This window comes from Photobacterium sanguinicancri (assembly GCF_002265265.1).
Classification (GTDB): Bacteria; Pseudomonadota; Gammaproteobacteria; order Enterobacterales; family Vibrionaceae; genus Photobacterium; species Photobacterium sanguinicancri.
Genome location: NZ_NOIF01000031.1, coordinates 1 through 13,828, shown reverse-complemented (window position 1 = coordinate 13,828; position 13,828 = coordinate 1). Strand labels below are relative to the sequence as shown.

9 protein-coding genes are annotated in these 13,828 nt (G+C 43.9%); 4 read left to right on the top strand and 5 right to left on the bottom strand.

What is annotated here, in order from left to right; all coding sequences use genetic code 11:
- Positions 1–27: 27 nt before the first annotated feature.
- Complete coding sequence (gene hinT, locus ASV53_RS07165; RefSeq protein ID WP_094956599.1) at positions 28–378, bottom strand: purine nucleoside phosphoramidase; 351 nt, start codon at positions 376–378, stop codon at positions 28–30.
- A gap of 353 nt (positions 379–731) precedes the next feature.
- On the opposite strand from hinT, the gene ASV53_RS07160 reads away from it, so the two are divergent.
- Complete coding sequence (locus ASV53_RS07160; protein WP_094956598.1) at positions 732–2,735, top strand: methyl-accepting chemotaxis protein; 2,004 nt, start codon at positions 732–734, stop codon at positions 2,733–2,735.
- 213 nt (positions 2,736–2,948) lie between these two features.
- Complete coding sequence (pyrC, locus tag ASV53_RS07155) at positions 2,949–3,977, top strand: dihydroorotase (protein WP_094956597.1); 1,029 nt, start codon at positions 2,949–2,951, stop codon at positions 3,975–3,977.
- 100 nt (positions 3,978–4,077) lie between these two features.
- Here pyrC and ASV53_RS07150 read toward each other — a convergent pair whose 3' ends face one another.
- The 4 genes from ASV53_RS07150 to ASV53_RS07135 all read right to left on the bottom strand — a co-directional run bounded on the left by ASV53_RS07150 (position 4,078) and on the right by ASV53_RS07135 (position 11,233).
- Positions 4,078–7,170, bottom strand: a complete 3,093-nt coding sequence (locus ASV53_RS07150; RefSeq protein WP_094956596.1) for an efflux RND transporter permease subunit — start codon at positions 7,168–7,170, stop codon at positions 4,078–4,080.
- On the bottom strand, positions 7,167–8,267 hold the full coding sequence (locus ASV53_RS07145; RefSeq protein ID WP_439126479.1) for an efflux RND transporter periplasmic adaptor subunit: 1,101 nt from the start codon (positions 8,265–8,267) through the stop codon (positions 7,167–7,169). The genes ASV53_RS07150 and ASV53_RS07145 overlap by 4 nt, the downstream gene beginning before the upstream one ends.
- A 1-nt stretch (position 8,268) precedes the next feature.
- Complete coding sequence (locus tag ASV53_RS07140) at positions 8,269–9,282, bottom strand: efflux RND transporter periplasmic adaptor subunit (RefSeq protein WP_094956614.1); 1,014 nt, start codon at positions 9,280–9,282, stop codon at positions 8,269–8,271.
- A 442-nt stretch (positions 9,283–9,724) separates the two neighbouring features.
- Positions 9,725–11,233: a fumarate hydratase gene (locus tag ASV53_RS07135; RefSeq protein ID WP_094956595.1), complete on the bottom strand. Its 1,509-nt coding sequence runs from the start codon at positions 11,231–11,233 to the stop codon at positions 9,725–9,727.
- A 274-nt stretch (positions 11,234–11,507) separates the two neighbouring features.
- Here ASV53_RS07135 and pabB point away from each other — a divergent pair, with 274 nt between their 5' ends.
- Positions 11,508–12,905, top strand: coding sequence for an aminodeoxychorismate synthase component I (gene pabB, locus ASV53_RS07130; protein WP_094956594.1), 1,398 nt, complete (start codon positions 11,508–11,510; stop codon positions 12,903–12,905).
- Between the two features lie 209 nt (positions 12,906–13,114).
- Positions 13,115–13,738 (top strand): CoA pyrophosphatase, encoded by a 624-nt coding sequence (locus tag ASV53_RS07125; protein WP_062688665.1) that lies wholly within the window; start codon positions 13,115–13,117, stop codon positions 13,736–13,738.
- The last annotated feature ends 90 nt before the right edge of the window (positions 13,739–13,828 follow it).

Genomic DNA, 13,828 nt, shown 5'->3' with positions numbered 1-13,828 from the left:
CTAGCATGCCTTCACTCCTCTACTTATTTAGCCAACAAGCATAGGGCCAAGTGGACGACCACCGACTAAATGCATGTGGATATGGTAAACCTCTTGGCCACCATGCGGATTACAGTTCACAATCAAACGGTAACCATTTTCAGCAATACCTTCGTCTTTCGCTAATTTACGTGCAACGGTAAACAAACGTCCCATCATCGCTTCATCGTCTGCTTCTATATCGTTAACTGTTGGAAGCAGCTTATTCGGAATAATCAGAATATGACTTGGCGCACGCGGGTTAATATCACGAAATGCTGTCACCATCTCATCTTGATAAAGGACATCCGCTGGGATTTCCTTACGAATAATTTTACTGAAGATCGTTTCTTCGGCCATGCCATGCTCCATTTCAAAAGATTACATCACCAAAGAGTATGCTCGACTCCAGCGTTCAGAGCAATATTGAACACTGTTTTAAACATTAATTCCAGTGAATATTGCATTCTGTGACTCTTTTTTTGCAGCGCAGTTCAAAGAATGTGTATTAGAAACTCAATTATTATCAAGGCTAACATTAAGACTCTACAACTGGTGTTACAGTCAAACATAGTACAGAACAGATACTTAGCTATTTTGATTAGTAATGAAACACCGATGAAAAAGAAGTCAGACTCAGCGGTTAAACGTACTTTTCTTATTTTGCATACACACTCACCCAAGTATGCCTTGAGCGACTATTTAGGGACATTATGAAGAATAAAAGACAAACCTCTGTCATACGTCGAATGTATGCGGGATTTGCAGTCATGGTTGTACTTTTTGTTATAACAATCACATTGATGTTGCAAGGAACTAACCGCATTCATGCCCAGCTAGAGGCTGTGACATCAGAATCGCTACCGCTAGTTTCGACTGCCAGCCAAGCTAGTGTACGCTTATTAGCAGCCGACAAGATTTTCAAAGACTACCTCACCAGTCAAAACCTCGATCGCATGGCAACCTATCAAGCAACCTTCACTGAAGCGCACAATACCTATTTAGCGACGCAGGAAGCATTGCTTAACGAAGTACAAAAACACCCAGCACTTCGCGCCCAAACCGATCAGCTACTAAGCCTAGAACAACGTTATTTCACTGAGGCAAATAATGCGATGGCCAATTATCGCACACAACTTGTTGCTCAAGCGGAACGTCAACGAATGGCCCGTCGCTTCCAACAACTTTACCCCCAGTTAAGCGTAAAGATGAAGGAGTACATTGATGATCAAGAGAGCTTCACTGTAAAAATGATGGCTAAGAGTTATTTCATCAAGTTAGAGCAAACAGAAGCCATTACATCTGATGCCCTTGCCATCGATGATGTTGACGCGATCAGCAAGGCGATGAAAAAAAATAGACGTTATATCAGCCATTTGAATGATGCTTACCGAGGACTATCAACTCAACTACCGGCACTTAAACAAAACTTTGATAAGGCTATTCAGCAATATACGCGTGATATAGGCCAAAGCGACGGTATCCTTGCGACCCATTACGATTACGTCAATGCTAAAAACCGCCTGTATGACAACATCTCGGTATTAGCGACAGAAATCGATGAAGCTGTTAACTTACTTAACACTTTCCAAAATCAAGCAAACAGCCTGATGGATGGTGCTATCGGAAAAGCTGAAACTGCTTATAATCAAGGCCTACGTAATGCTGTGCTTATCGGTTTTTGTGTGACATTTTTTGCAATTTTCATCGGCTGGGTACTCGCACAAAGCGTACGAAAACCACTTCGTTCAACACTTAAAACATTAGAAGCGCTTACCGATGGTGATATGACTCAGCGAATTGAAAATAATCATTTTATCGAATTCCAAAAGCTGAGCAGCCATATCAATACCTTAGCTGGCAACTTACAAGAGGTGTTGGGAGAGATCAGTTCTGCTTCTGAAGATTTGACCAATGTTGCAACTGAAAACCAAACCACAACAACTGCGGCTAAAGATCGCCTCAATGAACAGCGTCAGCAAACAGGTTCTGTTGCCACTGCAATGACAGAAATGGAGCAATCCGTGGCAGATGTCTCTCGCAGCGCACAAAGCTCAATGGAACGTGTTATTGAAGTGAGTAAAGCCGCCGATATTGGCCGTGACGTAATGAGCCGCAACATTAATACCGCTCACCAATTATCTACGCGACTGGATGAGTCAGTCAGTGCCGTAGGCAAGCTACAAGAAATGAGCAGTAATATTGGATCAATTTTGGATGTCATTCGCAATATCGCAGACCAAACCAACTTACTCGCATTAAACGCAGCAATTGAAGCAGCACGCGCAGGCGATCAAGGTCGCGGTTTTGCTGTAGTCGCAGACGAAGTTCGTGTCCTTGCGAAACGTACCACAGATTCAACCGCTGAAATTGAGTCCATGATTCAAAGCTTACAAAACAGCTCAGGGCAGGCTGTTACCATGATGCAAAGCTGCGTTTCTGAGATGGATAACAGCATCAGTCAAGCATCAGATGCCAACGGTGCAATGGAAGAAATCCAAGCCATTATTCTAGATATCAGCGAAATGAGCGAGCACATTGCCCATGCCGCACAAGAGCAGCGCAGTACCACGGGGAACATTGCACGTAGCCTTGAAGATATCAGCCATATTGCTGATGCAAACTTTACTTCAATGGAAGAAGTCGCAGAAGCAAGTAGCAAGCTAGATCAACTGGCCCACCAGCAAAATAGCTTGGTGCATCGCTTTAAGGTGTAAACCTCTAAGATAAATAATCGTAATTGGTTACCTTGTGCATTTAGGCCAGTGAATCCACTGGCCTTTTTTATCTGTCTTTCCCCCACCGTTTCACCCCTCACGGCAAACGATTGCGTCTAAAATCATCGTTTGCCCTATTTGATGTAGAATTCACCTTTACATCATTAAGTTATACTTTTAGAATCGGGCAAATTTTTTGGGAGGTAAGCGACTATGACGACTTTGACTATCACACGCCCCGATGATTGGCATGTGCATTTACGCGATGGCGACGTACTAAAAGATACAGTTCGCGACATCAGCCGTTACATGGGACGCGCGATCATAATGCCAAACTTGATCCCACCAGTAACGGACACCGATGCAGCATTATCTTATCGTGAACGTATTCTTGCTGAAGGTCCTCAAGGCAATTTCTCCCCTCTTATGGTTATCTACCTAACCGACAACACCTCTCCTGAAGAAATCCGCAAAGCCAAAGCCACTGGTCATGTTTACGCCGCTAAACTTTACCCTGCTGGCGCAACAACCAATTCAGATTCAGGTGTGACTTCGATTGAACAGCTACTTCCTACATTCAAAGCAATGCAAGAAGTCGGTATGCCTTTGCTTATCCACGGTGAAGTGACTACACACGATGTTGATATCTTCGACCGCGAAAAAGCTTTCCTAGATAACGTTTTAGGCCCAATTGTTGACATGCTACCAGAACTGAAAATTGTTCTTGAACATATCACCACCGCAGACGCTGTAGAGTTTGTGAAAAATGCAGGCCCGAACGTTGCTGCGACAATTACAGCTCACCATCTGATGTTTAACCGTAACCACATGTTGGTTGGCGGTATCCGTCCACACTTTTTCTGCCTACCAATCCTAAAACGTAGCACGCATCAACAAGCGTTGATTGAAGCCGCAACCAGTGGCAGCAAGAAGTTCTTCTTAGGGACAGATTCAGCGCCACACGCTAAAGGCCGTAAAGAATCAGCGTGTGGTTGTGCAGGTTCATACACAGCACACGCCGCTATCGAGCTTTACGCGAGTGTATTTGAAGAAGCTGATGCTTTAGATAAGCTAGAAGGCTTTGCCAGCTTTAACGGCCCTGACTTCTACGACCTACCGCGTAACACCGACACGATTACGCTACAAAAAGAAGCATGGGCAGTACCTGAAACCATGACCTTTGGTAACGACGTAGTAGTGCCAATTCTGGCGGGTGAAGACATGCAGTGGAAAGTGCGATAAGCGCTCTTTAATTCAAACTGCAAACTGAATAGCACAAAGGCTCCGCTTTAATAAAAGCGGAGCCTTTTTCGTATCTCATCTATCGCGATATTTGACCGACTTAGCTCTGCGTCGCTAACTGCACCGAACTAGAGTCTGGAATCTCGACCTTATGAAACAAACGATAAAGCACAGGCACCACAATCAAGGTCAACACAGTTGCAAAGCTCAGACCAAACATAATAGTAACCGCCATTGGCTTAAAGAACACATCAGGTAATAAAGGTAGCATCCCGAGCACGGTTGTTATCGCCGCCATACACACAGGTCGTACCCGACTCACCGCCGCATCAACCACGGCGCTATACATGTCTTTACCGCTGGCTACCTCAATTTCTATCTGATCAATCAGGACAATACCGTTTTTAACTAACATGCCAGAAAGACTTAAAAATCCAAGTAACGCCATAAAACCAAATGGCGTATTAAGGGCTAATAAGCCTGTCGTCACACCGATTACCGCCAGTGGAACTGTCGCCCACACAATCAAGGCTTCTTTAACCTTCTTGAATAAGAAAATCGTAATCAAGAACATCACCAAGTAGCCCATAGGCATGGTTGAGAATAACGACGCTTGTGCATCAGCCGACGATTCATACTCACCGCCCCACTCTAATGAATAGCCTGGAGGATAATCGAGTCCTTCAATCACAGGTTGAATACGTGCTTGCACCGTTGCAGCCGTTTCATCACCTAATGGGTTGGGATCGGCCATGACAGTCAGCATTCGCTTACGGTCTTTTCTAACAATCAACGGATCTTCCCAACGTATGTTCACACCCAACATGACTTGTTGTAACGGTACGTAACCTTGATTGACGGGGCTCCATATTTTCATGCCTTCAATGGTCGATACATCAACCCGTTCTTTCTCTGGTAAACGCGCCACAATTGGCATCAAGTTAGTCCCATCTCGGTAAATACCAACCGTTAAGCCAGAAAAAGCCATTTGTAATAAGTCATCAACTTCTTCTTTGGTAATACCGTATCGACGCGCTTGGCTTTCATTAAATACAGGCTCAATAACCTTGGTACGTTCACGCCAATCATGACGAATATTAAACGCACCGGGATCGGCATGCATAATATCGACCACTTGCTTTCCTAAGCTACGTAACACCGTTGGATCAGGCCCAACAAGACGCGCTTCAATTTTGGCGCCAGAAGATGGGCCAAGCATGATTTGTTTGAGCTTGTACTCAAGCTGTGGGAATTCCTTATCGAGTAACTCGCTAAACATCGCCATATTAGGTAGCACTGCATCAAACGATTCCAAGCGAACAATAAGTTCACCGTATGAGGCATAGCTTTTTTCAGGTGTGTAGGTCAGCATAAATCGCTGCGAACCTTTCCCTGCACTTGAGCTAACATACTCGACCCCGTCTTGCTGTTGTAAAGCCCCTTCCAACTCTTTTAACGCCGCATTGGTCGCACGAATATCGGTGCCTTCTGGCAGCCACACGTCCACCATAAACATAGGCGTTGTAGAAGAAGGGAAGAAGGACTGTTTAAGTAAGGTAAACCCATACAAACTGACACCCAGCATAATCACGAGCGAAACAACCGTTAACCATGCGCGGCGCATACACCACTCTAAAGAGGCTTTATATACGACGAAGAATTTACCCGCATAAGGATCACTATCCTTGGCGTTTTCATCGATTTTAACGCTCTTAAAGAACATGTCGCAGAAAAAGGGCGTGAGCGAAATCGCGGTAAACCAACTAAGCATTAAAGAAACAAGTAATACGGTAAATAAGGTTCGGCAATACTCACCAGTCGAATCTTGTGACAAACCAATGGGGGCAAACGCCATTACTGCTATAACCGTCGCCCCTAGCAAGGGCCACTTGGTTTGGGTGACAATATCAGAGGCAGCCTGCGAGCGAGTTCGCCCTTTTTGCATCCCTATCAGCACCCCTTCGACCACCACGATAGCATTATCCACCAGCATCCCCAGCGCGATAACCAAAGCCCCTAAGGAGATACGTTGTAAGTCGATTGCCATCCACTTCATGAACACAAAAGTACCTAACACTGTCAGTAACAGAATTAAGCCAATCAAAAGACCGGACCGTAGCCCCATAAAAAACAACAACACTACGATCACAATGGCGACAGCTTGGCCTAAACTGACCACAAAGCCACTGACCGATTTATCCACTTCCGTTGGCTGGCTATAAACAGCACTAATGTTAATCCCAATAGGCTGCTGTTCTTTCAATTCGGCAAGGCGACGCTGAACTTGGTCACCAATTTTCACCACATTGACGCCAGAGACAAACGAGATCCCCACGTTCAGTGCTTGCTTACCATTGAAATTAATCAGATTGGAGGGGATTTCTTTAAAACCACGCTGAATGGTGGCGACATCACGTAAATAAATCAGCCCTTCTGCACCACTCTCCGTGATGATCAAGTCCCCAAGCTCATCAACGTTTTTGAACTCGCCTGTTGGGTGAACTCGAATATATTCATCACCCACACGCACAGCCCCTGCACTGCTAACTAAGTTTTGTGCCGCTAAGGTGCCATAAATCGTTTGGGGAGAAATTCCCAAACTAGTCAAACGCTGGAGTGATATTTCAATAAAGACTTGTTCTTGCTGCGTCCCAGTGACTGACACTTTACCAACACCATCAACTAACTCGATTTCTCGTCGTAGGTAATCAACGTAATCATTCAATTCTTTGTAGCTGTAACCATTACCCGTTATCGCTAATAAAATGCCGAACACATCACCAAAATCATCAATCACCGAAGGGTCAGCAACACCGGGTGGTAAGCTCGGTTTCAAATCGTTGACCTTTCGGCGTAGTTCATCCCAAATTTGGGGTAAATCATCTGGGCCATAGTTGTTTTTCATCGTGACCGTTATTTGTGATAAACCACGACTTGAAATGGAATTCACCTCATCGACATAGGTCAGCTGCTGAATCGCTTTTTCAATCGGGTACGTCACCTCTTCTTCAACTTGCAGCGGGGTGGCGCCAGGGTATGAGGTCACCACCATGGCATCTTTAATCGTAAAAGCAGGGTCTTCCAAACGGCCAAGACCAAAGAAAGCCATGGTGCCGCCGATCATAAAGATAAGCGTCAACATCCAGCTAATCACTTTATTTTCGATGAAATAGGATGCGATATCTTGTTTCATGGTTGGTTATCCTCTTCATCAACAACAATCACACTTTGCCCATCACGAAGGCGATTACCGCCCGCGATGACTATTTGCTCACCTTCTGTCACACCAGAAAGAATTCGCACCCCTTCAGGAACCACTTTGTCGGTTATGATTTGCCGTTTCGTGACGGTATTGTCCGTATTGACGACCCATACGAATTTATTGGCTTGTTCGATCCCATCACCGTCTTCGTTGAAAATAGCTTCAACGGGCACAACAGGCTCACCTGCTTGATAAATTTTCAACTTTTGCGCATCCGCTTTTACTTCAACGGCCATACCATCAAGAATGAAGCGATCGCTAGGCATTGGCATGGTTAACGTTACAAGGAAAGTGCCTGAATCAGGGTCAAGCTCGGTGGTGAATTCTTTTAGCTTGGCGCGATATTCCACGCCATCAGGCATTACTACGCGGGCATTGGGTCTATCTCGTTCAATATCGACCGCTGAACGCTGAGAGAAAACCATATCTGGCGCTTGAATATGAATGTCCACCTGCTTAGTACTATGGATATTCATCACTTGTTGGCCCACTTGTACGTTTTCAAATTCTTCAATGGGGACTTTAGAGATAACACCAGAGAAAGGCGCACGAAGTTTAGTAAAGGTTAACCGTAATCGCGCAAGATCTAATCGCGCTCTGGCGATACTGCGTTGGGCGCGTAATTCGTCAAATTGAGACTGCGCTATATAGCCTTTATCGACCAATTTTGCCGAACGACGATACTGGCTATCTGCCACATTATATTTAGCGAGCGCATCATCGACTTCTAGTTGATAATCGGTAGGTTCAAGTTCTGCCAGTAACTGGCCTTTTTTCACTAATGCACCAGGACGAATCAATACTTTAGTAACTTCGCCTTGGATGCGAAAAGATAAGCTGGATTTGTCTGCCGCAGCTGCGACAGCGGGAAAAGTCAATAATGGTGCAGCATTGGCCAATGACACCGTGGAAGTTTTTATCGGCTGAGCGATCACTCTTGGTTCGACGGCCGCTTTATCACAGCCCGACACTAAAATAGCGGTTAAACCAATCGTAAAAAGACCTGACGTAGATAATAGCTTCATCATGTTATAGCCCCCTCTCTTTAATCCAAGAACGGACTTTTTGACCATCGACCAATTCATCAACCCCCGAAGTAGCAATCAAATCTCCATCTTGGAGTCCTTGCGTGATTCGGTTATTTTCATCTAATTCAACGGCTGTTTTTTCAATTAATCCCTCATCGCTAACACGCCAAACATACGTTGCACTGCCTTCGGTGATAATCGCACGCAGAGGAATCGCTCCGACCTTCCCTCTAGGAATTTTTATCCGAACTTGTCCAGACATCCCAGGCAAAATATTCTTACCTCTCGGGCGTTCCATGTATAACGTCACCTTGTAGCTGGATGTTTTTGGGTCTGCCTCGGTATCGACTTCTTTAAATTGTGCGGGATAGGTTTTATCTAACTCAGTATCAAACGTCACAACTGGGTTAATCGTGTTGGTGTAGCCTTTAAATCGTGAAAACAAGTGATCGGGCAACTGGAAGGTCACGTTAATTAAACCAGCACTTTGAATGTGTAATACCGGTTCTTTCGCGTTCACAAATTCATAATTTTCAATCAAAGACAATGAAATGTTACCATCGTAAGGGGCAAGTAAGGTGGCATAACTAAGATTGGCTTTGGCTTTATCAAGACTGGCTTTGGCTTGTTTGAGGGCGGCTTTGGACGTATCGTAATCGAGTTCAGATATCACCTTGGTCTTTCGCAGCTCAACGTCACGGTTAAATTGAACTAATGCCAGTTGATAGTTCGCTTGCGCTTGCTTCATCAACTGCGTGAGCTCATCAACATTAAGCATTGCCAGCTTTTTACCCTTTTTCACAACATCACCAGCATTCACAGAGATACTGGCCAATTCACCAGAAACCCTAAACGCCAGAATAGCCTTATCACCGGCTTCAACGGTCGCAGGAAAAGTTCGAAACGTATCTTTATTACCAACGGAAACTGGCATCAATTTCACTGGCCGTGAATCAGGTTCAGCCACAGCGAGCTCTTTCTCCCCACACGCCGCTAATGATAAGCATGCTGCCATTGCAGTAAAAAATCGTGTGACGTGTTGTTTGCCTTTTAAGAATAAATATTTGTTTGTAGAGCTCTCGTCAACGAAGCTCTGTTTATCGAGATTCTGCGACTGAGCACTTACGCACTTATCCATCATCATCGGCATCTACACCCCCTGTCAGTCTTTTATCTGGCGCTGTTAAACATCCTTTTTTTGCCTGACTAAATGTGACAAATTGCACATTAATACAGTGAAAATTTTGTGGATGCTTTTAAACAGTGTAGACACAGAGTTCAGCAGAAAGGATATTTGTGCTTATAACAAGCGAAGTTATGACATGAAAGGCGATAGGGAAAATAGAGCCAAACCAAGTGATTTTGTATGAAGTGAACTCGCAACAACAAGATAAAATAACAACAGAAAAGCAAAAAGGAGCCGAAGCTCCTTTTTATTTATTTAACAGATGTCAGTATTAAGCATCCATTTCAGCAATTTTCACTTTCCAGATATCTGGACCTGTCTGGTGGGCATTATTGCCGGTTGAATCAACAGCCACTGTCACTGGCATATCCTCGACTTCAAACTCGTAAATCGCTTCCATACCTAAATCTTCAAAAGCGACAACACGTGCTTTTTTGATGGCTTTCGCAACAAGGTAAGCTGCACCGCCCACTGCCATCAAGTAAACCGCTTTGTTTTCCTTGATAGATTCGATTGCCATTGGACCGCGCTCAGCTTTACCAATCATGCCTGTTAAGCCAGCTTGCTCTAACATCATGTCAGTAAATTTATCCATGCGCGTTGATGTTGTTGGGCCAGCAGGGCCTACAACTTCATCACCCACTGCATCAACAGGACCTACGTAATAAATAAAGCGATTATTGAAATCAACAGGGAAATCTTCACCACGTGCCAGCATGTCTTGAATACGCTTATGCGCTGCATCACGACCGGTTAAAATTTTACCTGACAGCAGTACTGTCTCGCCTGATTTCCACTCTTGAACATCCGATTTAGTGATCTCGTCTACATTCACACGACGAACGTTATCACCCACTTCCCATGTTACTTCAGGCCAATCTTCAAGTTTCGGCGGTGTTAATTCTGCAGGACCTTGACCATCAAGCGTGAAATGAACATGGCGTGTTGCCGCACAGTTCGGGATCATACAAACAGGTTTAGAGGCAGCATGGGTTGGCGCAGTTTTGATTTTCACATCAATAACCGTCGTCATGCCACCAAGACCTTGTGCACCAATACCTAGCTTGTTCACACGATCATAAATATCTAAGCGAAGTTCTTCTTCTGCATTCTGTGCACCGCGCGCTTGTAGCTCATGGATATCAATCGATTCCATTAAGGATTCTTTTGCCAGTACCGCTGCTTTTTCAGCTGTACCGCCAATACCTATACCAAGCATACCCGGAGGACACCAACCCGCACCCATTAGTGGTACGGTTTTCTCAACCCACTCTGCAATATCATCAGACGGGTTCAACATCACCATTTTTGTTTTATTTTCAGAACCGCCGCCTTTGGCTGCAATTTGAATATCAACTTTGTTGCCCGGTACCATGTCAATATGCACAACCGCTGGAGCATTATCTTTGGTGTTCGTACGGCTACCTGCTGGATCAGCAACAACGGATGCACGTAGCGGGTTATCTGGGTTGGTGTAAGCTTGTCGTACACCTTCATCTATCATTTCTTGCACTGTTAAATCGCTGTCCCACTGGACATTCATGCCGATCTTAACAAAACAAGTAACAATGCCTGTATCCTGACAAATTGGGCGGTGACCTTCCGCAGACATTCGCGAGTTTATTAAAATCTGCGCGATAGCATCTTTCGCTGCCTGACTTTGTTCTTTGTTGTACGCTTTTTCCAATGCTTGAACAAAGTCCAGTGGGTGATAGTAAGAGATATATTGCAAAGCATCTGCAACACTACTAATCACATCTTCTTTACGGATGACAGTCATATTTGCCCTCGTTGATTATTATCATTCCATGGCGCCCGATTTGCGTCCTTGTCATGATTACCACTTCAAAATACCAATCAGTATTTATAGGGAAAAGGGTAATCACATTGCCAATATCCTGCGGCATATTCCTTTTGTTATATTTACTGACATAAATCGCCAAAAATACACCAAAAGGTTCTTCCTTGGGCGTCGTATTCAAAACAAACTTTATGATACTCTTGCCGACAACTTCGCGCTACGCGCTAATCGAACAGCTGTCACAAAAAAGAAAATGATTTGTAAATCGCAATCCTCACTAAAGATAGAACAGCTCAAGTATCATCCAACGGCATCTCTGGAGTGGTTTTCACCACTATCCGCAATGCCGTGGGCTATGATATTACGCTCTGCTGCAAACAATCATCCAGATAATCGCTTTGATATTTTAGTTGCTGATCCTTTAGCCACTTTAGAGACACAAGGTGAAATAACCCGTATTAAATTGTCAGAAGGTGATGAAAAAACAAGCACCGATGATCCGTTTGAGTTAGTCGCATCGCTACAAGCTTCATTATTACCGTCGGTTAACACTATGACGGATATCCCTTTTCTTGGTGGGGCCTTGGGCTTTTTTGGCTATGATTTAGGGCGACGAGTCGAGAAGTTACCTTCCACATCAATCCAAGACTTAACCACACCTGATATGGCTGTTGGAATTTATGATTGGGCTCTGATTGCCGATCATCAACGCCAAGAACTGTTTTTAGTCTCTCCCAAAAACAGTAATCGATTAGCTTGGTTAACCGAACTTAAAAACAGTGCGCAATTGAACCACGAAAAACATGGTTTACAACATGCTGATGAATTTGCATTAACATCTGAATGGTCTGCCAACATGACTTTTGCGAGTTATTGCAAAAAGTTTAATCAAGTGCAGGAATATTTAACATCTGGTGATTGTTACCAAATCAACTTAGCACAACGTTTTTCAGCAAGTTATAACGGTAATGAGTGGGCGGCATATTGTAAGTTAGATGCAACGAATGGTGCGCCGTTTTCTGGTTTTATCCGCACGAATGAAAGCTGTATTTTATCTGTATCACCAGAACGATTTTTACAGCATAAACAAGGATATATTCAAACCAAACCAATAAAAGGCACTCGCCCCCGCTTTACTAAACAGCAGCAAGATCAAGCCAGTGCTGAGGCACTGCGTTGCGCGGAAAAAGATCGTTCTGAAAACTTAATGATCGTTGATTTATTGCGTAACGATATTGGCCGAGTCGCAAAAGCAGGCACGGTAAAAGTACCGAGTTTGTTTGCAATTGAAAGCTTCCCAGCAGTCCATCACCTTGTTAGCACTGTCACTGGCGAATTGGATAACCCGTATTCACCATCAGATTTACTACGCGCATGTTTCCCTGGCGGTTCGATTACTGGTGCACCTAAAGTACGTGCGATGGAAATCATTGAAGAACTAGAGCCAAACCGCCGCAATATGTACTGCGGCAGCATTGGTTACATTAGCCAGTGCGGCAATATGGACACCAGCATTACCATTCGTACCTTGGTCGCTGAGCACGATAAAATGTATGCATGGGCAGGCGGTGGCATTGTAGCTGACAGTGAAGTGAACAGTGAGTATCAAGAGACACTGGACAAGCTGAGTAAAATACTTCCTGTTTTATAGTATAATGACTACATACTGATAACTTAATCAGTGATCAATTTAACAATAAAATAGTATTGTGATTGAATATCGGCTTGAAACACGGTTATCCTGAGCGCTGTTTCAAGCAATGGATAGCTAAATATTGAGACAACTCGTCGTTTCTGTCCCAAAACGACTAAAATAGAAGCTGTATATACAAATAGTACAATACTAACCATGGAAGGGTTATGAACCAACAGCAGCAATTACTAAGCCGATTTATACTGGCGCCGACCGCAGACTATGACGAAAGTCATCAGTTGCGAGTGCGTCAGCATCTTGCTGCGCATTCCTTTTCTAAGCAACAACACCGTTCTGCATTTAAACCCGCCGCTGTGCTTATTTCACTTGTTCCGCGTAACAACACCTTCAATGTTGTATTAACTCAACGCGCCCATCACTTAAAACACCATCCAGGACAAGTTGCATTCCCTGGTGGAAAAAAAGAACACTCAGATGTTGATCTTATTGATACTGCGTTAAGAGAAACGTACGAAGAAACCGGCATTATTTGTCAACGTGATAACATTTTAGGACAACTTCCTCCACTTCCGACAATTAGCGGATATGTCGTCACACCATATTTATCAACCATTTCCCCAAACTACTCACCCACATTAGATCGCAACGAAGTTGATAGTTTATTCGAGGTTCCGATCGATCACCTAATCAACCCATTGAATATAAAAAGCCATAAATTCCCAATAAATGGCCATTTACATGATATTTATTCCATATCATTCAGCAAATATTCAATTTGGGGAGCAACAGCACAAATGATTAAAATTTTATCACTGCAACTTTGGCATTAGCCTTTATATTGCGACGGATAAGTTTTACTTATGCAAATCACAGATAAAATGTGACCGCGATCACCTTTATTTGTATTGCAAAATATATAC